The following is a 22,826-nucleotide window of genomic DNA, read 5'->3' as shown; positions in this document are numbered from 1 at the left end:
GAAGGGGAATCGCCCATGATCGATTCCAAGGCCCTGAGTCCGGCACTCGGCGTGGAGTTCACCGGCGTCACCGACCCGCTCGACGACTCCTTCGTCCACCGCTGTGCGGAGGCCCTCAAGTGGCGGGGCGTCCTGCTGGTGCGCGGGCTGCACCTCGACGACGAGCAGCAGCTGGCGTTCAGCCGCCGGCTGGGCGAGGTGGTGGCGCTGAACGGCCAGGAGATCTTCCCGATCTCCATCAATCCGGAGAAGAGCAGGACCGCCAAGTACCTCAAGGGCGCGTTCTTCTGGCATCTCGACGGCACCACCGACGACGTGCCGGTGAAGGCCACCACCCTGACCGCCCGTCAGATCGCCATGACCGGCGGCGGCACCGACTTCGCCAGCACCTACGCGGCGTACGAGAACCTGCCGGGGAAGGACCGTGAGCGCTTGGAGTCCCTGCGGGTGGTGCACAGCTTCGAGGCCGCCCAGCGACTGGTGAACCCCGACCCCGACGAGGAGGAGCTGACCGCCTGGCGCACCCAGCCCAGCCACGAGGTGTCCCTGGTGTGGCGGCGCCGCGACGGCCGCAGCTCCCTGGTCACCGGCGCCACCGCCGACCATGTCGTCGGCATGGACCCCGACGAGAGCCGCGCTCTGCTGGACGAACTGCTCGACCGGACCACCCAGGAGCGTTTCCGCTACACCCACGACTGGGAGGTCGGTGACCTCGTGGTCTGGGACAACACCGGCGTCCTGCACCGGGCCCTGCCCTACGCCGAGGACTCCGAGCGGCTGTTGCACCGCACGACCGTCGTCGGCGACGAGGCGTTCGCATGAGCGCCGCGCCTGCTTCTACGGCCGTTGTGACCGGCGGCGCCTCCGGCATAGGCCGGGCGATCGCACAGCGGCTCACCGCCGACGGCCTGAACGTGGCCGTGCTCGACCTCTCCCCCGCCGAGGAGGGCTTCGGGCTGACGGTGGACGTCACGGACCGCGCCCAGGTCGACAAGGCGATGGACGCGGTGCGCGAGCGCTTCGGGCCCGTGCGTGTCCTGGTCAACGCGGCCGGCAAGGACGGCTTCACCCGCTTCGCCGACCTGCCCTTCGCCGACTGGCAGCGGGTGGTCGACATCAACCTCAACGGCGTCTTCCACTGTGTGCAGTCGGCGCTGCCGGACATGCTCCGGGCCCGCTGGGGCCGCATCGTGAACATCTCCTCCTCCAGCACCCACTCAGGACAGCCGTTCATGGCGCACTACGTCGCCGCCAAGTCCGCCGTCAACGGACTCACCAAGGCCCTCGCCCTCGAACTCGGCCCGAAGGGCATCACGGTGAACGCCGTCCCGCCCGGCTTCATCGACACCCCCATGCTGCGCACCGCCGAACGGAACCAACGGCTCGGCGGCACCATCGAGGACCACATCGCGCGCACACCGGTACGCCGGGTCGGCCGCCCGGAGGACATCGCCGCGACCTGCGCCTTCCTGGTCAGCGAGGAGGCCGGGTACATCACCGGGCAGATCATCGGCGTGAACGGGGGCCGCAACACATGACGAGGGTGCCACCCGTCCCGTACCACAAGTGGGACACCGAGGTGCTGCGGCCGCTGACGGGCGGGCGTACCGTCCCACCGTCGAACGTGCTCGGCCTGCTGCTGAACCACCCGGAACTGGCCAAGGCGTTCCTGACCTTCGGCACCCACCTGCTGTACCGCAGCACCCTGCCGGCGCGCACACGGGAGCTGACGATCCTCCGGGTCGCCTGGCGGCACCGGTGCCGGTACGAGTGGTCCCACCACGTGCCGATGGCGCGGGGGGCGGGTGTCACCGAGACGGAGCTGGAGGAGGTGCGCCAGGGCACCGGCACCCTGCTGAACCGGGCCGTGGACGAACTGGAGACCACCTCCTCCCTCTCCGACGAGGTGTACGGGGAACTGGCGAAGGACCTGGACGAACGGCAGCTGATGGACTTCGTGTTCACCGTCGGCGCGTACGGAATGCAGGCCATGGCCTACAACACCTTCGGCGTGGAGCCCGACCCGGGGACGGACGACGGGGGCATGGGCGATCACGGGCCGGCCGCGTAGCCGAGAGGGATGGCGGACATGGAGCGTTCCGCACAGCACGACAAGCCGCTTCGCGTAGTCCAGTGGGCCACGGGAACCGTCGGCGCGCGATCACTGCGCGCCGTTCTCGGCCACCCCCGCATGACCCTGGCCGGAGTTCACGTCCACTCCCCCGGCAAGGCCGGACGTGACGCCGGCGAACTGTGCGGCACGGACCTCACGGGAGTCACCACCACCCACCGTCTCGACGACGTCCTCGCCCTGGCCGCCGACTGCGTGCTGTACATGCCGCGTGCGACCGGCCTGGACGAGCTGTGCGCCCTGCTCGCCTCCGGCGCGAACGTCGTGTCCACGACCGGCGGGTTCCACCACCCGGCGGGCATGGATCCGGCGGTCCGCGGACGCGTCGAGGCGGCCTGCGAGCGGGGTGGCACCTCGCTCCACGACACCGGCAGCAGTCCCGGCTTCATCACCGAGGCCGTTCCGCTCGTCCTGGCCTCCGTCCAGCGACGGCTGGAGAACCTGACCGTCCACGAGTACGCGGATCTGTCCCAGCGGGACTCGCCGGAACTGCTGTTCGACATCATGGGCTTCGGCCGGGCTCCTGCTGCGGCGTTCGACGAAGGGCGCCTCGAGCACGTCCAGGGCAGTTTCGGGCCGTCGTTGCGTCTGGTGGCCGACGCCCTGGGACTGCCGCTCGACTCCGTACAGGCACGGGGGAGGTTCGCCACCGCGGCACACACGACCCGCATCGCCGCCGGTGCGCTGCTCGCCGGGACGGTGGCCGCGCAGCGGATGACGCTGTCCGGCCGACGCGCCGGCCGCACGCTGCTGGAGTTCCACGCGACCTGGTACTGCACCACGGACCTGGACCCGGCCTGGGACCTGCGTCCCACGGGATGGCATCTGAAGGTCGACGGCGACGCGCCCCTCGACATCGACATGCGCTTCCCGGTGCCGCTGGAGCGGCTGGGCGCGGTCTCCCCCGGCTACACCGCGCACCGTGCCGTCAACGCGGTACCCGCCGTCTGTGCGGCGGCCCCGGGCATCCGGACCACGGTGGACCTTCCCCCGTTCACCGCCGTGCTCGGCTGAGCCGGGGACGGCCCCGGCTCAGGACTGCCTCAGTCGCTGCTTCATCTCGTCGAGGCGGGTCAGGATCGGGAAGCCGTCCACGCTCAACGCGTTGCCGTGCCCCGTCTGGTGGATGTCGAAGACGGACTGGAGGGCGGCGTAGAAGCCCTGGACGTCGAGGGTCTGGTTGACGGCCCGCTTGGCCTGGCGCAGCCCGAAGGGCGGCATCGCGGCGATCCGTTCCGCCAACTCGTACGTTGTGTCGCCGAGTTCGTCGAGCGGCACGACCTGGTTCACCATGCCCACCTGCTCGGCCTCGCGGGCGGTCAGTGGCCGTCCGGTGAACAGGATCTCCTTGGCCTTGCGCGGGCCCAGCTCCCAGGTGTGGCCGTGGTACTCCACACCGCCGATGCCCATGTGCACCACCGGGTCGGAGAACTCCGCGTTCTCCGCCGCCACGATCAGGTCGCACGGCCAGCACAGCATCAGCCCGGCGGCGATGCACTTGCCCTGGACGGCCGCGATGGTCGGCTTGGGGATGTTGCGCCACTTCAGCGCGTACTCCAGATAGCGGCGGGTCTCGGTGTCGTAGATCCACTCCAGGGTGATCTCGCCGGGGCCGGGCCAGCGGTCCTTGAGGTCGTGCCCGGCGGAGAAGTGCCGCCCGTTCGCCCTGAGGACGACGACCCGGACGTCCGGGTCCCGCGCGGCCCGGGTGTAGGCCGCGTCCAGGTCGTCGAGGAGCGCCATGGTCTGCGCATTGGCCGCCTCGGGCCGGTTGAGGGTGATCGTGGCGATGCCGTCCTCGGCCTCGTACAGGATCTGGTCCATGTCGAGTGTCCTCCTGTCCCTCGTCTAGCGCGGCAGGCCGAGGATGCGCTCGGCGATGATGTTGCGCTGGATCTCGCTGGTGCCGCCCGCGATGGTGCCGGCGAAGCTGCGCGCGTACCGCTCGAACCAGCTGGAGATGAAGTGCTCGTGGTGCATGTGGTGGTACGGGCCCGTGCGCGCCGGATGCTCCAGCCCCTCGGCGCCGTGCGCCTCCAGCGCGTGCAGAGAGGCCGACTGGACGGCCTCGGAGCCGAGCAGTTTGAGCACCGAGATCTCCGCCGGGTCCCGGTCCGGACCGAGTTGGCGGTAGCCGAGGAGCCGCAGCGCGGTCAGGTCCATGCGGAGGGTGGCGTACCACTCCTGGCCGGCTCCCGCGTCGGCGGCGTCGCGCAGCAGGTCCTCCAGGCGTTCGGCGTACGACAGCCACAACAGCGTGCGCTCGTGGCCGAGGGAGCCGTTCGCCACCCGCCAGCCCTCGCCCAGGGGCCCGACTAGGTTCTCGCGTGGCACCCGCACGTCGGTGAGGAACACCTCGTTGAAGTCGAGGTCGTCCTCGGCTGCGATCGAGGCGAAGGGACGGCGGACGACGCCCTCGGTGTCGGTCGGGATCAGCAGGGCGCTGATGCCCTTGTGCTTGGGCGCGTCCGGGTCGGTGCGGACGAAGGTGAGCAGGACGTCGGCGTCGTGGGCGCCGGAGGTCCAGATCTTCTGCCCGTTGACCACGAAGCCGTCCCGGTCCGGCACGGCCCGGGTGCGCAGGGAGGCCAGGTCGGAGCCTGCCTCTGGTTCGCTCATGCCGAGCCCGGCGGTGATCTCGGCCCGCAGGATCGGCACGGCCCAGCGGAGCTTCTGCTCCTCGGTGCCGAAGGCGAGCAGGGAGGCGGCGATGATACCGAGGCCCTGGGGGTTGAAGCTGTGGTAGATCTGGCGGCGTGCCAGCTCCTCCAGATGGGCGAGCTGCTGGGGCAGGGTGGCGTCCCGGCCGCCGTATTCGGGCGGCCGGCCCGGCAGCAGCCAGCCCGCGTCGAACAGGGTGCGCTGCCAGAGGCGTGCCCAGCCGGGCACGTGGGCGCTGGAGCCGGCGCGTTCGCGGGCCTCGGCCTCGTCGGGCAGGTGAGCGTCGAGGAAGGCGGTGAACTCCGCGCGGAACGCCTCCACCTCGGGGTCGTCGGCCAGCTTCATCACGCGAGCAATGCCTTCCTGTGGACGGACGCGACACCGAGGAGCAGGTCGCAGGCCTGGGCGCGCTTGAGGTGGTACTGCACCTCGTTCTCCCAGGTGAAGCCCATGGCGCCGAACAGCTGCAAGCCGTGCCGGAACACCAGGCGCTGGCACTCGCCCGCCGCGGCCTTGGCCATGTGCGCGGCGTCGGTGCGGCGTGGGTCGTCCTCCACGAGGGTCAGGGCGCCGAAGTGGGTCAGGGCACGGGCCCGTTCGATCGCGACGTGCATGTCGGCCGCCTTGTGTTTGACGGCCTGGAAGGAGCCGAGAGGACGGCCGAACTGCACCCGCTGCTTCACATGGTCCAGGACGAGGTCGAGGACGCGCCGGCAGGCGCCGACACCGGTGGCGGCGAGTCCCACCAGGGCGAGGTCCGGCACTCCGGCGGCTAGATCGTCGGCGCCGACGTGCGCGGCGTGCAGGTGCGGATCGAGCACCGGCACCCGTTCCGCGGCCAGCTCCGCCCCCGGGACGACGGTGACACCCCGATGGGTGAGCAGTGCGACCTCGTCGGCCCGGTCGGCATCCAGGACGTAGCGCCCGGCGCCGTCGAACACGGCGGTCCCGCTGCCCTCGGGGAGACGGCCGGTGAGCGGTGCGAACCAGGTGGCGGTGGCCAGGAACGGGGTCGGGTCGGCGGCGTACCCCAGCTCCTCGAGGATGAGGGCGAGCTCGAGCGGGGGCGCCTCCAGCCAGCCGAGGCGGAGGTACGTGTCCCACTGCTGGTCTTCGGGACGGCTGCGCACCTTGGCGACCGTCTCGCGCACCGTGCGTCGCAGCAGCCGCTGCTCCTCGTCGAGTTCGAACTCCACGCCCGGCCCCCTCCGCCTTGTTACCGGCTGCACACCGGGCGCGGGCCCGGACCAAGGGCGAGAATAACATTCTCATTCGAAGCGAGTAAGACTCTTGCTCTTGGCAGAGCGCAATTCGGTAGGTCCCCGGCCCCCTCTTTCCGTCTGCGTGGAGTACCGTTCTTCCCATGAGTGCCGTCCCCGCAGAATCCGTCGAGCCCCCCGAGCCCGCCTGGCGGCAGCGCGCCGTCGAGCGCTCCACCCGGGCGGCGAAGCTGCGCGCCGAGCAGCGCGTGCAGCGCTTCCTGGACGCCGCCCAGGAACTCATCGCCGGCAAGGGCACCACCGACTTCACGGTGCAGGAGGTCGTGGAGCGCTCCCGCCAGTCACTGCGCAGCTTCTACCAGCACTTCGACGGCAAGCACGAGCTACTGCTCGCACTGTTCGAGGACGCGCTGTCGAAATCGGCCGCCGACATCCGCGAGAAGACCGCCACGGGACAGGACCCGCTGGCGCGACTGAAGATCGCGGTCGAGTTGCTCTACGACTCCTCCAAGCCGCGCCCGGGCCGGCAGTCACCCCTCTTCACCGACTTCGCGGTCCAGCTCCTGGTGACCCACCCGGACCAGGTGGCCACCGCGCACCTGCCCCTGCTCGGCTTGTTCACCGAGCTGGTGGAGGAGGCCGTGGAGGCGGGCCAGGCCACCTCCCCGAAGGCCCGGCGCACCGCGTCCCTGATCATGCAGACGGCCATGTTCACGGCCCAGGCCCCCGCCGCCCCGGTCGGAGCCCACCCGTCCCCGATCACCGTCGAAGAGGTGTGGGCGTTCTGCCTCGGCGGGATCACCGGTGGAACGGCGGCGGACACCCAGGCGCCGGCGACGAGGCCGGCGGCGAAGAAGACGGCTCCCGCGAAGAAGGCGGCTCCCCCGAAGAAGGCGACCTCGGGCACCACCGCGAAGAAGTCCACCACCCCGGCCAAGTCCGGCACCCGCAAGGCGGCTTCCCGACCCCGGACATGACCTGACCGCCCACCCACCCGGGCTCCCGCGGCGCACCCGCGGGGGCCCTTTCCTGTAGGAACTCCTTCCCCCGGGCTCTTGACCGATCACTTTGGTCTGACCTTTGATATGTTTCGCACTTTGACTTCAGCCGCCCGGCAGAGGGGTTGCCCACTGTGGACTTCGAGCTGACCGAGGATCAGGAGACGATCCGCAAGGCCGTGGCCGGTCTCCTGCGCGACTTCGACGACCGTTACTGGATGGAGAAGGACCGGGACCACGCGTTCCCCGAGGAGTTCTACGCCGTCGTCGCGGACGGCGGCTGGCTCGGGATCACGATCCCGGAGGAGCACGGCGGCCACGGACTCGGCATCACGGAGGCCACGCTGCTGCTGGAGGAGGTCGCGCGCTCCGGTGGGGGCATGAACGCCGCCAGCGCGATCCACATGTCGATCTTCGGCATGCATCCGGTGGTGGTGCACGGCTCCGACGAGCTGAAGCGACGCACCCTGCCCCGGATCGCGCGCGGCGACCTGCACGTGTGCTTCGGGGTGACCGAGCCGGGCGCGGGGCTGGACACGACGAGCATCACGACGTACGCCCGCCGGGAGGGTGACCACTACATCGTCAGTGGACGCAAGGTGTGGATCTCCAAGGCCCTGGAGTCGGAGAAGATCCTGCTGCTGACCCGCACGACCAGGCGCGACGAGGCCGACAGGCCGACGGACGGCATGACGCTGTTCCTGACCGACCTGGACCGCGACCGGGTGGACATCCGCCCGATCCCGAAGATGGGCCGTAACGCCGTCTCCTCGAACGAGCTGTTCATCGACGAGCTCAGAGTGCCCGTCGAGGACCGGGTCGGTGAAGAGGGCCAGGGATTCCGCTATCTGCTCGACGGTCTCAACCCTGAGCGGATGCTGATCGCCGCCGAGGCGCTCGGCATCGGCCGGGTCGCCCTGGACCGTGCCGTGCGGTACGGCCGTGAGCGGGAGGTGTTCGGCAGACCCATCGGCATGAACCAGGGTGTCCAGTTCCCGCTTGCCGACGCGCTCACCCGCCTCGACGCGGCGGGGCTCGTGCTGCGCAAGGCGACCTGGCTGTACGACCAGGGCCGGCCGTGCGGACGGGAGGCCAACACCGCCAAGTACCTGTGCGCGGACGCCGGGTTCACCGCCGCCGACCGGGCCCTGCAGACGCACGGCGGCATGGGCTACTCCGAGGAGTATCCCGTGGCGCGCTTCTTCCGTGAGGCCCGTCTGATGCGGATCGCGCCGGTCAGCCAGGAGATGGTCCTGAACTATCTGGGGTCCCACACGCTGGGGCTTCCGAGGAGCTACTGAGGAGCTGTGATGGCCGAAGGTACGGGACTGTTCGATCTGACAGGGCGTTCGGCGCTGGTGACCGGCGCCGGCGGCGGCATCGGCTCGGCGGTGGCCGAGGCGCTGGCACGGGCCGGGGCCTCGGTACTCGTCACCGACGTCGACGAGGCGGCGGCCGCGGCCGTGGCCGGGAAGCTGACCGCGGAGGGACTGCGTGCCGAGGACGCCGCCCTGGACGTGGTGGACCGGGCGGCGGCCGACGCCGCGGTGTCCCGGGCCGCCGCGCTCACCGGCGGGACGCTGCACATCCTCGTCAACAACGCCGGGGTCACCGCTCCCGCCATGTTCGAGAAGCTGGAGAAGGAGTCGGTGCGGCGACTGATCGAGATCCATGTGCTGGGAGCGTTCCAGTGCGCCCAGGCCGCGCTGCCCTTCCTGCCGACGGACGGCACCGGGCGGATCATCAACGTCACGTCGTCGGCCGGCCTGACCGGCACCCTGGGCCAGGTGAACTACTCGGCGGCCAAGGCGGCCGTCATCGGGTTCACCAAGTCGCTGGCCCGCGAGCTGGCCAGGAAGAACATCCTGGTCAACGCGCTGGCACCGCTGGCCGCGACCTCGATGACCGAGACCATCCGCACCGACCCGAAGTTCGCGGACCGGATGCTCGCCCGGATCCCGCTGGGCCGGTGGGCGGAGCCGGCGGAGGTCGCGGGCGCGTTCGTCTTCCTCGCCTCCGACGCGGCCTCCTTCGTCACCGGGCAGGTGCTGCCGGTGGACGGCGGGCTGGTCATCTGACGGACGGCACGCGGTGTTGAATGGTTCGTCCGAAACGGATGCCCGACGAGAGGCCTGAACCCGTGCCCAGCGCCCATTCCACCCCCCGCACCCCGCGCTTCGACACGCTCACCGTCCCCAAGGCCTCGGACGTCCTGGCCGCCGAGGTGCGTGAGCGCATCCTGACCGGGGAGTTCGCGGAGGGCACGGCCCTGCCTCCGGAGCGGCAACTGGTGGAGCAGACGGGGCTGAGCCGGGCGACCGTGCGAGAGGCTCTGCGCATCCTGGAGGTCGAGCGGCTGGTGGAGATCCGGCCGGGGCGCGGGGGCGGGGCCTTCGTGCACCGGCCGGGCCGGGAGTCCCTGGCGAACACGGTCCAGTTGGTGATCCGGGGCCAGCAGATCCGGCTGGAGGCCCTGCACGAGACCCGCGAGGCGATCGAACCGGCGTGCGCGGCGCTCGCGGCCGCCCGGCGCACCGAGCAGGACCTGGCCGACCTGGACGCCGCCCACGCCGAGCTGGCCGGGGCCGATGAGGACATCCGGCGTTTCCTGCGGGCCAATGTCCGCTGGCACAACGGGGTGGCGAGGGCCGGCGGCAACGAGCTGCTCATCGGGTTCCTCAGCGCGCTCTCGGAGTCGATCTACGCCGCCACGAACCTGGAACGGTTCATGGACGCCCGTATCCGCGAGGTCACCGCCCAGGCGCACGCGAAGATCACCGAGGCCATCAGGTCGGGTGACGCGGCGGCCGCCCGACGGCGGATGAGCCGCCATGTGTGCGGGTTCGCGCGGGCCGCCGCGGAGGTGGACCGCCGGGAACGGGTGGAACTGACCGAGCCCGAAGGCTGATCCGCCCCCACCGGCAGGCGAGAATCAGATTCTCCATTTTACGCAACACCATTGACACATTCGGTCTGACCTTTAATAACATCGGCGTCATGACCGACGTGAGCCCCGTCCTGACCGTGGCCGACGACGGAGACGTCCGCATCGTCACACTGAACCGCCCCGACCGCCTCAACGGTGTCTCGGCGGAACTCCACCTCCGGCTGTCCCAGGTGTGGCGGGAACTGGCCGAGGACCCCGGAGCGCGGGCTGTCGTCCTCACCGGGGCAGGCCGGGCGTTCAGCGCGGGCGGCGACTTCGACCATCTGCTCCGCCACCACGACGACCCGGAGCTGCGGGAGCGGTCCATCCGGCTCGACCGGACCATCCAGACGGACATGATCCGCTTTCCGCTGCCGGTCGTCGCCGCCGTCAACGGCCCTGCGGTAGGCCTCGGCTGCTCCCTCGCGCTGGGGTGCGACCTCGTCCTCATGGCCGAGGACGCCTACCTCGCCGACCCACACGTCTCCGTGGGCCTGGTGGCGGGCGACGGCGGGGTGACTCTGTGGCCACTGCTGACCAGCCTGCTGCGCGTGAAGGAGTACCTGTTCACCGGGGACCGCATCTCGGCCGCAACCGCCGTCGAACTCGGCCTGGCCAACCGGGCCGTCCCAGGTGCCGACCTGATGGACGAGGCCCTGGCCCTGGCCCACCGGCTCGCGGCCCAGCCCCCGGAGGCGCTGCGGGCAACGAAAGCGGCACTCGCGGCGGTGGTCGAACAGGTCTCGCGCGGCGGCATGGAGGCGGCGCTGCTGGCCGAGCGCTCCACCATGACCAGCCCCGACCACGTCCGCATCGTGGGCGACCTCGCCGCCCGCGCGAGCCGCCGCGCCGCCACCGCCGCTGAGGGGGACTGAGCGTGGAACGCGAGGAGTTCACGCTGGTCCGGGACATGCTGCGGGCGTTCGCGACCCGCTTCCGCACGCGTTCGGCCGACGACACCAAGCCCCGGACCCGCGTGGCCGCGCAGCGGGCCCTCGACGAACTCGGCCTGACGGACCTGCGCCGCGCCTCCCCTCCCGCCGCCACCGTGCAGGAGTGCGCCCTGCTCGCCGAGGAGCACGGTCGGCAGCCGCTGACCACGTCCCTGCTCGGCACCGCGCTGCTCGCCCCCGAGGTGCGGCGTCTCCTCGACGACGGCGAGCGGTCCGGGGCCGTCCGCGGCGCCCGGCCGACCGTCGTCCTCGCCCATGACCTGCGCTTCCCCGGCCCTGGAGGGACCGGACTCCTCGCCTGGGACTGTGAGGGAGCCGACACCGGGCTGTTCATCGACGCCGAAGGCCGCGTCACCGAACACGAGTTGGGGGCACCGGCACCGACCGCGGACCTCCTGCGAAGCGTGCGGCACGCCTCCACCGACGGGCGGCCCGTCGGCCGGCTCACACCCGAGGCGCACCAGCGCTGGCAGGCGTACGCCCTGGTCGTCGTGGCGAGCGAACTCGTGGGCGCGGCATGTTCGTTCGCCGAGCAGAGCGTGGACTACGCCCGCGAGCGCCACCAGTACGGACAGCCGATCGGCTCCTTCCAGGCCGTGCGGCACCTGCTCGCCGACGCCACCGTCCTGGTGGAGGCCGGCACGAGCGCCACTCGCTACGCCGCCTGGTGCCTGGACCATGAACCGCCGGGACCGGCTCTGGCCGCGTCCCGCGTGGCCAAGGCGGAGGTCGACGTCTCGGCCGTCGAGGCGGTGTACGCCGGGATGCAGGTGTTCGGCGGGATCGCCCAGACCTGGGAGCACGTGGCCCACCTGTACCTGCGCCGGGTCCTCGTCGGAAGCACACTGCTGGCGACCACGGCCGATGTGCTGCCCGCGCTGGCCGCACCGGAGGCGACACGATGACCGGCACGACCGGCATGCCCCTGGACTTCGGCGACCCGGCGGACCTGGAACGCCTGCGCCGGGACTTCCGCGCCTGGCTGGCCGACCATCCGCTGCCCGAGCGGCCCGTGGACGAGCCACTCCCCGTCTTCCTGCACCGCTGGCACCGTCGGCTGCACTCCGGCGGCTGGGTGGGCCTCGACGTCCCGGAGGAGTACGGCGGCCGGGGTCTGACCGCGCTGCACCAGGTCGCCGTCAGCGACGAACTGGGAGCACGTGGCGCGCCCGGTGTCCCTCGCATCGGCTATCTCGCCCACGCCCTGCTGGAGTTCGGCTCCGAGGAGCAGCGCCGCCGTCTGCTGCCGCGCATGCTCTCCGGCGACGACGTGTGGTGCCAGGGCTTCAGCGAGCCCGGCGCCGGCTCGGACCTGGCCGGCATGAGCACCTGCGCCGAGCGTCGGCCCGAGGGCCACTACCTGGTCAACGGCCAGAAGCTCTGGACGAGTTACGCCCAGTACTCCGGCCTCTGCCTGCTTCTGGCCCGCACCGACCGCACCGCGCCCGCCCATGCCTCCATCTCGGCCTTCGTCCTGCCTCTGGAACGCGCCGGCGTGACCGTCCGTCCGCTGCGGGCGGCCAACGGCGACGACGAGTTCTGCGAGCTGTTCCTCGACGACGTACGCCTGGAGGAGGCCGAGCGGATCGGCGCCGAGGGCGACGGCTGGCCGCTGGCGATGACGACGGTGGCCTACGAGCGCAACGCCCTGGACACCGGCCACCTGTCGAAGTACGGGCTGGTGATCGAACGGCTGCGCCGCACCGCGCACGAGCGCCGCGACACGCTCCCGGACGGGCTGCTGTCGGACATCGGACGCTGTGTCGTCGACTACCGGGTCCTCGTCGCCCACGCCCGGCGCCGCACCGCCGAACGACTCGCCGGGCAGCCGGCGGGGCCCGAGTCGTCCGTGGACAAGCTGCTCATGACCCGCGCCGAACAGCGCCTGTACGAGACGGCGCTGAAGGTCTTCCCCGAGGAGCTGTACGGGGAGGGCGGCGAGGTCCTGGGCGACTACCTCTACTCGCGGGCCGCGTCGGTGTACGGCGGCACGTCCCAGATCCAGCGGAACATCATCGCCAAGCGGCTGCTGCGCCTGCCCGACGACCGCCGTGCCTGAACGGAGCCCCCGGCCATGCGACACGACCTGGAATTCCTCAGTATCCCGAACGTGGTGAGAGTCGCCGCCCAGCGGTTCGGTGACGCCCCGGCCCTCGTCGACGGCGAACTGCGCCTCACCTTCAGGGAGCTGGAGGCCCGCATGATGTACGCGGTGCGCTCGGCGCTCGCGCTCGGCATCGGGCCGGGCGACCGCGTCGGCCTGTGCGCGCCGAACACGGCGGAGTGGATCGTGACGGCTCTCGGAATCCAGGGCGCGGGAGGTGTCGTAGTTCCGCTCAACACCCGTTTCAAGACGGCCGAGATGTCCTACATCCTGCGCAAGTCCGGCGCGAAGGCACTGTTCGCCGCCGCCTCGTTCCTCGGCACCGACTACATCGCGGAGCTGAGACGCACCGATCCCGAACTGCCCGCGCTGCGCACCACGGTGTCGATGCCGGGCGGAGCGGAAGGCCTCTACTGGAGTCAGTTCCTCGCACATGGCGAGGAGTGTCCCGAGGCGGCCGCCCGGGAGTCCGTCGACCGGCTCACCCCGGATCACGTCTCCGACGTGATGTTCACCTCCGGCACCACCGGCCACCCCAAGGGGGTGATCCTCACCCACGGGCAGACGCTGCGGGCGTACGGCTGGATGTCCACGGAGTACACCTTCGACGCCTCCGACAGCTTCCTGGTCATCCCGCCGTTCTTCCACTGCTTCGGCTACAAGGCGGGCTGGCTCGCCTCCCTGATGCACGGCGTGACCGTGATCCCCATGGCCGTCTTCGACGCCGGGCGGGCGCTGGAAGTCATCCACACGGAGCGGGTGAGCATCATCCTCGGCCCGCCGACCATCTTCCACGATCTGCTGAACCACCCGCGGCGGTCCGCGTACGACCTGTCGTCGCTGCGGGTGTCCATGACGGGCGGCACGACCGTCCCGGAGTCACTGATCCGGGCGATGAAGAAGGACCTGTCATTCGACATCGTGCTGAGCGCCTACGGCCTCACGGAGTCCACGGCGCTGGTCACCACGACCCGGGTCGGAGACACCGAGGAGACGGTGGCCCGCACCACCGGGCGTCCGATCCCGGACGTCGAGGTCCGGATCGCCGACGACACCGGGCAGGAGGTGCCGACGGGCGAGGAGGGTGAGGTCCTGGTCCGCGGCTACAACGTCACGCGCGGCTACTGGGACGACCCCGCGGCCACCGCCGAGACGATCGACTGCGACGGCTGGCTGCACACCGGCGACATCGGCCGCCTCGACCCGGACGGCAACCTGGCGATCGTCGACCGCAAGAAGGAGATGTTCATAGTCGGCGGCTTCAACGCCTACCCGGCCGAGATCGAGAAGCTGCTCCTCGGCTACGAGCCGATAGCGCAGGCGGCGGTGATCGGGGTTCCGGACGAGCGCCTCGGAGAGGTCGGCTGCGCCTTCGTCGTGCCGAGGCCCGGAGCGGAAGTCACGGAGCAGGACGTCATCAGCTGGGCCAGAGCGCACATGGCCAACTTCAAGGTGCCCCGCCAGGTCCGCTTCGTGGACCATCTGCCACGCAACGCCGGCCAGAAGGTGCTCAAGCACGAGCTGCGCGCCCGGCTGGGGAGCTGAGCCGGTGACGCCCGGCGGCCCTCTGGCGGGGATCACGGTGGTGGCGCTGGAGCAGGCCGTTTCGGCCCCCATGTGCACGCGTACGCTCGGCGACTTCGGCGCGCGGGTGATCAAGGTGGAGAACCCGGCGGGCGGCGACTTCGCCCGGCACTACGACGACGTGGTCGGCGGTCTCGCGGCGCACTTCGTATGGGCCAACCGGGGCAAGGAGTCGATGGCCCTGGACCTGAAGTCGGACGCCGGGCAGGCGGTGCTGCACCGGCTGCTGGAACGCGCCGAGGTGCTGGTCTCCAACCTCACCCCCGGCACCACGGCCAAACTGGGCCTCTCCCCCGCCGACCTGGAGGTACGCCACCCGGACCTGATCGCCGTGGAGATCGACGGGTACGGCCCCGGCGGTCCCCTCTCCCACAAACGCGCCTACGACCTGCTGGTCCAGGCGGAGTCCGGGGCCTGCTCGGTGACCGGCCGCCAGGGTGCTCCCGCCAAGCCGGGCCCGCCGGTCGCGGACGTGTGCAGCGGGCTGTACGCGGCGCTGTCGGTCATGGCGCTGCTGTACGCGAGGCGGCCGGGGCAGGTGGCGGTGAGCCTGTTCGACACCATGGCGGAGCTGATGGGCTATCCGCTGACGTACACCCGGCACTCGGGGGTCGAGCAGCAGCCGCTCGGCATGAGTTCGCCCGCGGTGTCCCCGTACGGCGCCTTTGGCACGGCCGACGGGCAGACCGTCGTCCTCGGCACCACGAACGACCGTGAATGGCATCGGCTGGCCACGGAGCTGATCGGCCGACCGGACCTGGCGGACGACGCGCGGTTCCGCACGAACGCCGGCCGGGTGGAGCACCGCGAGGTCCTCGACGCGGCGATCGGCGACTGGTGCGCGCGGCACGACCTGGGGCACGTCCAGGAGCGGGCCGACGCGGCCGGGATCGGGAACTCCCGCTACAACACGGTCACCGACGTCCTCGCGCACCCGCACCTGGCCGCCCGCGACCGCTGGCGGCAGGTCGGCACGCCGTCGGGGCCGGTGCCCGCGCTGCTGCCGCCGCCCGTGGTCGCAGGCTACGAGCCGCCGATGGGCGCGGTCCCCGGGCTGGGTGAGCACACGGACGCCGTCCTGGCCGAACTGGGCTACACCGAAGGGGAGATCACCGCCCTGCGGGCACGGGGAGCGGTCGGGTGAGCGTGCTGCTGACGAGCGACGCCGACGGGGTGCGGACGCTGACCCTGAACCGTCCGCACCGCAGGAACGCCATCGACGCCGAGCTGTGGGAGGCGCTGCGGGAGGCCCTCGCGGCGGCGGGCGGCGACCGGTCCGTCCGGGCACTCGTCCTGACCGGCGCGGGAGGTGCCTTCTGCTCCGGCGCGGACCTCCCCAAGCAGGTCAGCAGCGCCCATCCCCTGTACCGGATGCGGCCCCTGACCGAGGTGACGCTGCTGCTGCACGAACTGCCCGTGCCCACGGTCGCCAAGGTGACCGGGGCGGCGGTGGGGGCCGGCTGGAACCTGGCGCTCGGCTGCGATCTGGTCATCGCCACGCCCGGGGCCCGGTTCTCCCAGATCTTCGCGCGGCGCGGACTGTCCCCGGACTGCGGCGGCACCTGGCTGCTGCCGAGACTGGTCGGGCTGCAGCAGGCCAAGCGGCTCGCGCTGCTCGCGGAGACGATCGACGCGGCGGAGGCCCTGGCCCTGGGCCTGGTGACCTGGGTGGCGGACGCCGACAAGGTGGACGCCTTCGTCGACGATGTATCCGCCCGGCTGGCGGCAGGTCCCCCGGTGGCCCTCGCCCAGACCAAGGCGCTGCTCAACGAGGGCGCCGACCGTACCCTGCGGGACGCGCTGGCGAACGAGGCACGGGCGCAGGCGGTGAACTTCGCGGGCGCGGACGTCCGGGAGGCCTACGCCGCGTTCGCCGCGCGACGCGAACCGCTCTTCACGGGCCGCTGGGCCGTGCCGAGCCGATCGGAGGACGACGACACGTGATACGGGAAGCGGTGATCGCGGCAGCGGTCCGGACCGCCGTGGGCAGACGGAACGGCGGGCTGGCGGGTGTCCATCCGGCCGACCTGTCCGGCGCGGTGCTGAGCGCGCTCGTCGAACGGGCCGGGGTGGACCCGGAGACCGTCGACGACGTGATCTGGGGCTGTGTCTCCCAGATCGGCGACCAGTCGAGCAACATCGGCCGGTACGCGGAGCTGGCGGCGGGCTGGCCCGAGAGCATCCCCGGGACCACGGTCAACCGGGCCTGCGGGTCGAGCCAGCAGGCGCTGGAGTTCGCCGTGCAGGCGGTGCTGTCCGGGCAGCAGGACGTGGTCGTGGCGGGCGGCGTCGAGGTGATGAGCCGGGTGCCGCTGGGCTCGGCCAGGGCGAGCGGAATGCCGTACGGTCCTCAAGTCCTGGGCCGTTACCAGGACTTCTCCTTCAACCAGGGCGTCTCCGCGGAGAAGATCGCCCAGAAGTGGGGCCTCACGCGGGCGCGGCTGGACGCGTACGCGGCGCTGTCGCACGAGCGGGCGGCCGCCGCGCAGGACGGCGGCGCCTTCGAGGAGCAGATCGTGCCGGTGGCGGGGGTGAGGGCCGACGAGGGCATCCGCAGGGGGACCACGGTGGCGACGCTCGCCGGGCTCAAGCCCTCCTTCCTGGAGGAGGACGGTGTGATCCACGCGGGCAACGCCTCCCAGATCTCCGACGGCGCCGCGGCTCTCCTGGTCACCACCCCGGAGCGGGCGGGGGAGCTGGGGCTGGCGCCGATCGTGCGCTTCCGGGCGGGCACGGTGGTCGGTTCGGATCCGGTGCTGATGCTCACCGGGCCGATCCCGGCCACCGCGAAGGTGCTGCGCAAGGCCGGGGTGGCGCTGTCGGAGGTCGGTGTCTTCGAGGTGAACGAGGCCTTCGCGCCGGTGCCGCTCGCCTGGCTGGCCGAGACGGGTGCAGACCCGGAGCTGGTCAACCCGCTCGGCGGGGCCATAGCGCTCGGTCATCCGCTCGGCGCCTCGGGGGCCGTCCTGATGACCCGCATGATCCACCACATGCGGGACCGCGGCATCCGCTACGGACTTCAGACCATGTGCGAGGGCGGCGGCACCGCCAACGCCACACTCGTCGAACTCGCCGGCTGACGAGGAGGCTTGTCGTGCGCCGCGATGTCTTCACCGCCGACCACGAGGCGTTCCGGGAACTGGTCCGGGACGTCGTGGCCAAGGAGGTGGTGCCGCACTACGCCGAGTGGGAGAAGGCCGGGCGGCTGCCCCGGTCGTTCTTCGAACGGCTCGGCTCGCTCGGGCTGCTGGGCATGGCCGTCCCGGAGGAGTACGGCGGGGGCGGGCAGCCCGACTACCGCTACAACGTCGTCCTCCAGGAGGAGGCGGCCCGCGCCCTGGTCACCCTCGGCACGGTCCGCACCCAACTCGACGTCGTCCTGCCGTACTTCCTCACATACGCCGATGAGGAGCAGCGCCGGCGCTGGTTCCCCGGACTGGCCTCCGGCAGCCTGCTCACCGCCATCGCGATGACCGAGCCCGGCACCGGCTCCGACCTCGCCGGGATCCGTACGACCGCCGTGCGCGACGGCGACCACTACGTGGTGAGCGGGGCCAAGACCTTCATCACCGGGGGGCTCCTCGCCGACCTGGTGGTCGTGGTGGCGCGCACGTCGACCGACCCGGGCGACCGCCGGGTGGGGCTCACCCTGCTGGTCGTGGAGGACGGCATGCCGGGCTTCACGCGCGGCCGGGTGCTGGACAAGATGGGCATCAAGGCGCAGGACACCGTCGAGCTGGCCTTCGACGAGGTCCGGGTGCCCGTCGCCAACCGGCTCGGCGAGGAGGGCAGGGCCTTCGCCTACCTCGGGCACAACCTCCCCCAGGAACGGATGACCGTCGCGGTCGGTTCGGTGGCGCAGGCGCGGGCCGCGCTCTACACGACGCTCGCGTATGTCAAGGAGCGCAAGGTGTTCGGGACACCGGTGGCCTCCTTCCAGAACACGAAGTTCGAACTCGCCACCGTCGACGCGGAGATCGAGGCCGCGCAGGCCGTGCTCGACCGGGCCGTGCTGGAACTGGTCGACGGGCGGCTGTCCGGGGCCGACGCCGCGAAGGTCAAACTGTTCTGCACCGAGATGCAGGCCCGCGCCGTCGACCGGTGTCTTCAACTCTTCGGCGGTTACGGCTACATGCTGGAGTACCCGATCGCCCGGCTGTACGCGGACGCCCGCATCACCCGTATCTACGCCGGGACGAGCGAGGTCATGAAGGTCATCATCGCCAAGTCCCTGGGGTTGTGAGACATGGACGACTTCACCCACCGGCCCGGCGCGGCCTTCGTCGCGGGCGGTACCGGTGGCATCGGTGCCGCGATCGTGCGGACGCTGGCCGAGCGCGGCAGCGACATCGTGTTCACCTACCGCGCCAACCAGGAGGCGGCGGAGAGTCTGGTCCGGGAGGTGAAGGGTCTCGGTCGCCAGGTCACCGCGGTGCGGCTGGATCTGACCGACGAGGCGGAGACGGCTCGGGCCGTGCGCGGATACGGTGGCGTGCACACGCTGGTGTACGCGGCCGGTCCGCATGTGCCCATGACCCACCTGAGCAAGGTCACGCCCAGCCAGTACCGCGCCCAACTGGAGGCCGACGCGGTGGCGTTCTTCAACCTCGTCCATCCCGCGCTGCCGGTGCTGCGGGAGAGCCGGGGCAGCATCGTCGCCGTGACGACCGTCGCCACCCGCCGCTTCCCGGTCCGCGACGGCCTGTCCTCGGGCGCCAAGGGAGCGGTCGAGGCGGTCGCCCGCGCGCTGGCCGCCGAGGAAGGCCGCTACGGGGTCCGCGTCAACTGCGTGGCCCCGGGCATGCTCACGGACGGCATCGCGGGCCGGCTGATCGACACGGGCGAACTCGACGACGACGCCCTTGCCACTACTCGCCGCAACACTCCCCTGCGCCGGTTCGGACAGGCCCAGGACATCGCGGAGGCGGTCGCCTTCCTCGCCTCGGACCGGGCCGGGTTCGTCACAGGGCAGGCTCTGGGGGTGGACGGCGGGTACAGCGTCTGAGCGTCAATCGTCGGCCACGACCACCCGTACCCGGGCGATGTTGTCCACCCCCGTGAACAGGGCCGAGGCGTCTCCGTCGCGCTCGGAGCGGACGCGCACGGTCACGAAGTGGGTGCCGGGTGCGGAGAAGGCGTGGCGCCGCTCCACACGGACCCGTCCGGCCGGTGCGGCGTCCTCGGTCACCGGGAACGTACCGTCGCCGTCGAGGTCCCACTGGACCGCGACGACCTGTCCGGCGCCGGGCGGGACCTCGGCGAGGGCGCTCAGGGTGACCTGCTCCCCGGGCCGCACGTCGGCGCGGTCGGCGCCGTCCACGGTCAGCCGGACGACCGGCTGAAGCCCCCGTCGGGCGGCGGCGGACGACGGCACCACGACCTGCCCGTCGTCGATCACGCAGTCGGTCGAGGCGGCCGGTGGCGTGCCCTGTTCCACCCAGGCGCTCAGGTCACGCAGCGCCTGGTGCAGGACGCCCAGATAGCTCACGGACCGGGTGGGGTCCTCCTGGGGCGCGTTGTCGCCGTGGAGGGCGTTGTCCACGTACCAGAGGCGGAAGTGCTCGTCGGTGGCGTCGCCGAGGTGCTGCCGGACCGCCGACCGGTACCAGTCCGCCTGCCAGGGGAACGCCTCCCGGTCCAGGAGACAGGCGACCACGATCATCTTTCCGGCGAACCTCCCCGTCTGCACGGATCCGCCGGCGCCGAGGGAGAAGAGCGGGCCCAGCAATTGCGGGCGCTGCGGCGGCACCGGCTTCCCCGCCTCGTCACGGAACCGGTCCCAGACCGGGAACCCCTCGGGCGGCACCTGGTGGCGGTGGTAGGTCTGGGCGGCGAGGAAGGTGCCGTTGTCGACGTCCACGACGTCCCCGGCGCACAGGGCGGCGATCGTGGCGGGGTCGTTCCGCTCGTCCAGCACCGCCAGGTCGCCGCGCACCTCCCGCAGGACGAGGGACCGTCCCTCGGCCTGCCCGGTCCGGACCGTCAGTTCCGCGCCCTGCGCGTCGCGGGGTGCGGGCACCGCGAGCCGCAGGGCGACAACGGAGTCCTCGTCGGCTCCCGGCCCCCGGAAGGCATGGTCCACGCCGCCCGGAACGTCCGCCGCCTGCGGGGCGCCGAGGCCGAGCCGCGCCGCCTCCCGCGCCGTGATCAGGGCGGAGATCCCGGAGCCGTGCCGAAGGCGATCGCGGTGGACCGAGGCCCCGGGGTCGGCCCCGAGATAGCCGGGCAGCGTCCAGAAGTCGTCGAAGTAGCCGGGGTCGACCAGGCGCATGCCCCCGTAGAGGGCGGTGAAGGCGTGCATGCCCATCGTGCGGTGGCCGAACCAGGCGCGCGGCGGGAAGCCCATGGCCGTGACCTCGGCGAGCGCCGCCCCTTCCTCGGCGTCGAGCCCCTCGTACGGGTCGCCGGTGCCGCCGGGTTCCAGTGCGTCGACGATCCGGTCGAGGCGGTGCCGGAGCACCCGCTGGGCGTGCATGCGCACAGTGAAGACGTTCGGCATCGCCATGGGGCTGCCGATGACGTACGGCACCACCCCGTCCCAGACGTCGTCGGTGTTCTCGGCGCCGGCGATGGTCCGGTACCCGCCGCCGCTGCCGCCGTAGGCGTATCCGTGAACTCGGTGGGGCCCGTGGAACCGCTGGGCGATGACGCGGGAGTGGCGGGCCGCCGCCGCGTTGGCGCGGAAACCGGCGATGGTCAGGTCGCCCGGGTCGGGCCCGCCGCCGTTGGTCTCCAGGAGGTACGCGCCGCTCGCTACGGCGAAGGAGATTCTGTCCTCCTGCCCTCGGGCGCTCTGGGCCTGGTTCTCACTGCCGGGGACGGGGGTGATGTGCTGGAAGAAGCGTCCCTGGTAGGCGTCGTCCGGCGGGAAGTAGACCGAGAACCGTGTGCCGTTGTCGGCGAAGCCACCGTGGACGTAACGGTGCCGCACCGGGGTGTCGCGCCACTCGTCCACGTCCACGTAGGGCTCGCGGAAGTCCTCGTCCGTGTCGTTCACTGCGCTCCCTCGGTGTTCGGCTCGGTCTCGGTGATCGGCCGGCCCTGTACGTACGCGGCCCGCACGGTGTCGGCGGTCAGCGCGTCGAGCGCCTCCCGCAGGGGGACATGGAGCAGACAGAGGTCGGCCGGAGCGCCGGCCGTCACCCGCCGTGGGCGCTCCGGCCGGCGCGGGTCGCCCAGGAACAGACCCAGCGCCGCACGCGGGGTGAGGCTCTCCCTCTCGCCGCGTGCGAAGGCGGCCCGCATGACGGCCCAGGGGTCGTGGGTGCCGTACGGCGCGTCGGTTCCGGCGGCGACGGGGATGCCGGCCTCGGTGAGGCTGCGGCAGCGGTAGAGATGGGGCCGGTCGTCGGGGTGCACCTCGGTGGCGTACGCCTCGGCCCGTTCGACCGGGAAGTGCGGCTGCGTCACCACGGTCACGCCGAGCGCCCGCAGCCGGGGAAGGGTCTCCACCGGGATCACGGACCCGTGCTCGATCCGGTCGCCGTCGGCCGGGCCCGCGTCCTCCAGGGCGAGGAGCGTCACGAGCAACTGGACGCGGGTGACGCAGTGCACGGCGACCGGCCGGGGCCGTATCGCCCGCACCGTGGCGGCCAGGGCGGCGGGGGTGGGCAGGGTCGGGTCGTCGAGGACGAGCTTCACCGGCGGGTCGACGCCCATGACGACGAGCCGCTGGGGCAGGACGGAGAGCGTGCGCGTGAGGCCGTCGGCGGGGTGCGGGTCTGCGTTGGTGAAGCCGGTGACGCCGAGCCGTGCGGCCCGCCGGCCGACGCCGGCCAAGTCGAGCCGTACGGGCGGGAGTAGGGCGCGCAGGCGTTCGTCCTCTCGCCACAGACGCCCGTCGGGTCTCTCCAGACCGGCCGCGCTCAGTGCGGCGCTGTTCAGGATCCACAGGGCGCCGCTGCGGTGCTGCACCCGGACCGGCCGGTCCGGGGTGAGGGCGTCCAGAGCCGGCCGGTCCAGATCCCCGGCGACGCTCTCGTGGTAGCCGACGGCCCGCACCCACTCTCCCGGGGCCCCGGCACGCAGGGCCGCCGCGAGCCCGGTGCGTCCGCGCACCTCGCCGGGGCCGACCCGCACCGACGCCGTCTCGGCCGCCAGCGCGGTGAGGTGGATGTGGTGGTCGTGGAGCCCGGGGAGCAGCGCGCCGCCGCGTCCGTCGACATCGGCGGCTCCGGGCAGCCGGCGCCCGATCGCGGCGATCCTGCCGCCCTCTACCCGCACGTCCACCCGACCCCGGCCTTCGACCT

22 protein-coding genes are annotated in these 22,826 nt (G+C 71.9%); 17 read left to right on the top strand and 5 right to left on the bottom strand.

Annotation, left to right across the window (positions count from 1 at the left end; genetic code table 11):
• The first annotated feature begins 15 nt into the window (after positions 1–15).
• The 4 genes from ACIBK5_RS40120 to ACIBK5_RS40105 are packed head-to-tail and all read left to right on the top strand — an operon-like array spanning position 16 to position 3,145.
• Entirely contained in the window at positions 16–822 is an 807-nt protein-coding gene (locus tag ACIBK5_RS40120) for a TauD/TfdA dioxygenase family protein (protein WP_399027861.1), read from the top strand.
• Positions 819–1,538, top strand: coding sequence for an SDR family NAD(P)-dependent oxidoreductase (locus tag ACIBK5_RS40115; RefSeq protein ID WP_399027859.1), 720 nt, complete (start codon positions 819–821; stop codon positions 1,536–1,538). The genes ACIBK5_RS40120 and ACIBK5_RS40115 overlap by 4 nt, the downstream gene beginning before the upstream one ends.
• On the top strand, positions 1,535–2,071 hold the full coding sequence (locus ACIBK5_RS40110; protein WP_399027857.1) for a carboxymuconolactone decarboxylase family protein: 537 nt from the start codon (positions 1,535–1,537) through the stop codon (positions 2,069–2,071). Before ACIBK5_RS40115 ends, ACIBK5_RS40110 begins: the two co-directional genes overlap by 4 nt.
• 18 nt (positions 2,072–2,089) lie before the next feature.
• On the top strand, positions 2,090–3,145 hold the full coding sequence (locus tag ACIBK5_RS40105; RefSeq protein WP_399027855.1) for a dihydrodipicolinate reductase: 1,056 nt from the start codon (positions 2,090–2,092) through the stop codon (positions 3,143–3,145).
• Between the two features lie 18 nt (positions 3,146–3,163).
• On the opposite strand, the gene ACIBK5_RS40100 is transcribed toward ACIBK5_RS40105, so the two are convergent.
• From ACIBK5_RS40100 to ACIBK5_RS40090, 3 genes are read right to left on the bottom strand one after another with little or no spacing between them, the layout of a single operon-like run.
• The gene (locus tag ACIBK5_RS40100) at positions 3,164–3,955 is read right to left on the bottom strand and encodes an enoyl-CoA hydratase (protein ID WP_399027853.1); all 792 of its coding nucleotides are present in this window, start codon (positions 3,953–3,955) and stop codon (positions 3,164–3,166) included.
• Between the two features lie 24 nt (positions 3,956–3,979).
• Positions 3,980–5,137 (bottom strand): acyl-CoA dehydrogenase family protein, encoded by a 1,158-nt coding sequence (locus ACIBK5_RS40095; protein ID WP_399027966.1) that lies wholly within the window; start codon positions 5,135–5,137, stop codon positions 3,980–3,982.
• Positions 5,137–5,988 carry an acyl-CoA dehydrogenase family protein gene (locus ACIBK5_RS40090; RefSeq protein ID WP_399027851.1) on the bottom strand — a complete coding sequence of 284 codons (852 nt, stop codon included), beginning with the start codon at positions 5,986–5,988 and terminating at the stop codon, positions 5,137–5,139. The genes ACIBK5_RS40095 and ACIBK5_RS40090 overlap by 1 nt, the downstream gene beginning before the upstream one ends.
• 167 nt (positions 5,989–6,155) lie before the next feature.
• Between ACIBK5_RS40090 and ACIBK5_RS40085 the strand changes: the two genes are divergently transcribed.
• The 13 genes from ACIBK5_RS40085 to ACIBK5_RS40025 all read left to right on the top strand — a co-directional run bounded on the left by ACIBK5_RS40085 (position 6,156) and on the right by ACIBK5_RS40025 (position 19,582).
• Entirely contained in the window at positions 6,156–6,989 is an 834-nt protein-coding gene (locus ACIBK5_RS40085; protein ID WP_399027850.1) for a TetR/AcrR family transcriptional regulator, read from the top strand.
• 155 nt (positions 6,990–7,144) lie between these two features.
• Entirely contained in the window at positions 7,145–8,311 is a 1,167-nt protein-coding gene (locus ACIBK5_RS40080) for an acyl-CoA dehydrogenase family protein (RefSeq protein WP_399027848.1), read from the top strand.
• A gap of 9 nt (positions 8,312–8,320) precedes the next feature.
• A complete protein-coding gene (locus ACIBK5_RS40075; protein WP_399027846.1) occupies positions 8,321–9,088 on the top strand; it encodes an SDR family NAD(P)-dependent oxidoreductase in 768 nt (255 codons plus the stop codon).
• Between the two features lie 62 nt (positions 9,089–9,150).
• Positions 9,151–9,918, top strand: coding sequence for a FadR/GntR family transcriptional regulator (locus ACIBK5_RS40070; protein ID WP_399027844.1), 768 nt, complete (start codon positions 9,151–9,153; stop codon positions 9,916–9,918).
• An 89-nt stretch (positions 9,919–10,007) separates the two neighbouring features.
• Positions 10,008–10,811 (top strand): enoyl-CoA hydratase/isomerase family protein, encoded by an 804-nt coding sequence (locus ACIBK5_RS40065; protein WP_399027842.1) that lies wholly within the window; start codon positions 10,008–10,010, stop codon positions 10,809–10,811.
• 2 nt (positions 10,812–10,813) lie between these two features.
• Positions 10,814–11,794, top strand: a complete 981-nt coding sequence (locus ACIBK5_RS40060) for an acyl-CoA dehydrogenase family protein (protein WP_399027841.1) — start codon at positions 10,814–10,816, stop codon at positions 11,792–11,794.
• Positions 11,791–12,948, top strand: a complete 1,158-nt coding sequence (locus ACIBK5_RS40055; RefSeq protein ID WP_399027839.1) for an acyl-CoA dehydrogenase family protein — start codon at positions 11,791–11,793, stop codon at positions 12,946–12,948. Before ACIBK5_RS40060 ends, ACIBK5_RS40055 begins: the two co-directional genes overlap by 4 nt.
• A gap of 15 nt (positions 12,949–12,963) precedes the next feature.
• Entirely contained in the window at positions 12,964–14,538 is a 1,575-nt protein-coding gene (locus ACIBK5_RS40050; protein ID WP_399027837.1) for a FadD3 family acyl-CoA ligase, read from the top strand.
• A gap of 4 nt (positions 14,539–14,542) precedes the next feature.
• Positions 14,543–15,721: a CaiB/BaiF CoA transferase family protein gene (locus tag ACIBK5_RS40045; protein ID WP_399027836.1), complete on the top strand. Its 1,179-nt coding sequence runs from the start codon at positions 14,543–14,545 to the stop codon at positions 15,719–15,721.
• Positions 15,718–16,521, top strand: a complete 804-nt coding sequence (locus ACIBK5_RS40040) for an enoyl-CoA hydratase/isomerase family protein (protein WP_399027834.1) — start codon at positions 15,718–15,720, stop codon at positions 16,519–16,521. Before ACIBK5_RS40045 ends, ACIBK5_RS40040 begins: the two co-directional genes overlap by 4 nt.
• Positions 16,521–17,657 carry a thiolase family protein gene (locus ACIBK5_RS40035; protein ID WP_399027964.1) on the top strand — a complete coding sequence of 379 codons (1,137 nt, stop codon included), beginning with the start codon at positions 16,521–16,523 and terminating at the stop codon, positions 17,655–17,657. Before ACIBK5_RS40040 ends, ACIBK5_RS40035 begins: the two co-directional genes overlap by 1 nt.
• 14 nt (positions 17,658–17,671) lie before the next feature.
• Entirely contained in the window at positions 17,672–18,820 is a 1,149-nt protein-coding gene (locus ACIBK5_RS40030; protein WP_399027832.1) for an acyl-CoA dehydrogenase family protein, read from the top strand.
• Positions 18,821–18,823: 3 nt separating this feature from the next.
• Complete coding sequence (locus ACIBK5_RS40025; protein WP_399027829.1) at positions 18,824–19,582, top strand: SDR family NAD(P)-dependent oxidoreductase; 759 nt, start codon at positions 18,824–18,826, stop codon at positions 19,580–19,582.
• A gap of 3 nt (positions 19,583–19,585) precedes the next feature.
• Here ACIBK5_RS40025 and ACIBK5_RS40020 read toward each other — a convergent pair whose 3' ends face one another.
• Together ACIBK5_RS40020 and ACIBK5_RS40015 are read right to left on the bottom strand one after the other, a co-directional pair.
• A complete protein-coding gene (locus ACIBK5_RS40020) occupies positions 19,586–21,574 on the bottom strand; it encodes a PKD domain-containing protein (RefSeq protein WP_399027828.1) in 1,989 nt (662 codons plus the stop codon).
• On the bottom strand, positions 21,571–22,806 hold the full coding sequence (locus tag ACIBK5_RS40015) for an amidohydrolase family protein (RefSeq protein ID WP_399027826.1): 1,236 nt from the start codon (positions 22,804–22,806) through the stop codon (positions 21,571–21,573). The genes ACIBK5_RS40020 and ACIBK5_RS40015 overlap by 4 nt, the downstream gene beginning before the upstream one ends.
• Positions 22,807–22,826 lie beyond the last annotated feature (20 nt).

Source organism: Streptomyces sp. NPDC050546 (genome assembly GCF_044457425.1).
Classification (GTDB): Bacteria; Actinomycetota; Actinomycetes; order Streptomycetales; family Streptomycetaceae; genus Streptomyces.
The sequence above is the reverse complement of the archived record's forward strand: the minus strand, read 5'-3'. Positions and strand labels throughout refer to the sequence as shown.

What these genes read in the sequence shown, in the direction of transcription:
- ACIBK5_RS40095 (WP_399027966.1), bottom strand. Translation starts at nt 5,137, where the DNA reads ATGAAGCTGGCCGACGACCCCGAGGTGGAGGCGTTCCGCGCGGAGTTC.
- ACIBK5_RS40055 (WP_399027839.1), top strand. Translation starts at nt 11,791, where the DNA reads ATGACCGGCACGACCGGCATGCCCCTGGACTTCGGCGACCCGGCGGAC.
- ACIBK5_RS40075 (WP_399027846.1), top strand. Translation starts at nt 8,321, where the DNA reads ATGGCCGAAGGTACGGGACTGTTCGATCTGACAGGGCGTTCGGCGCTG.
- ACIBK5_RS40025 (WP_399027829.1), top strand. Translation starts at nt 18,824, where the DNA reads ATGGACGACTTCACCCACCGGCCCGGCGCGGCCTTCGTCGCGGGCGGT.
- ACIBK5_RS40050 (WP_399027837.1), top strand. Translation starts at nt 12,964, where the DNA reads ATGCGACACGACCTGGAATTCCTCAGTATCCCGAACGTGGTGAGAGTC.
- ACIBK5_RS40065 (WP_399027842.1), top strand. Translation starts at nt 10,008, where the DNA reads ATGACCGACGTGAGCCCCGTCCTGACCGTGGCCGACGACGGAGACGTC.
- ACIBK5_RS40115 (WP_399027859.1), top strand. Translation starts at nt 819, where the DNA reads ATGAGCGCCGCGCCTGCTTCTACGGCCGTTGTGACCGGCGGCGCCTCC.
- ACIBK5_RS40100 (WP_399027853.1), bottom strand. Translation starts at nt 3,955, where the DNA reads ATGGACCAGATCCTGTACGAGGCCGAGGACGGCATCGCCACGATCACC.
- ACIBK5_RS40120 (WP_399027861.1), top strand. Translation starts at nt 16, where the DNA reads ATGATCGATTCCAAGGCCCTGAGTCCGGCACTCGGCGTGGAGTTCACC.
- ACIBK5_RS40105 (WP_399027855.1), top strand. Translation starts at nt 2,090, where the DNA reads ATGGAGCGTTCCGCACAGCACGACAAGCCGCTTCGCGTAGTCCAGTGG.
- ACIBK5_RS40110 (WP_399027857.1), top strand. Translation starts at nt 1,535, where the DNA reads ATGACGAGGGTGCCACCCGTCCCGTACCACAAGTGGGACACCGAGGTG.
- ACIBK5_RS40085 (WP_399027850.1), top strand. Translation starts at nt 6,156, where the DNA reads ATGAGTGCCGTCCCCGCAGAATCCGTCGAGCCCCCCGAGCCCGCCTGG.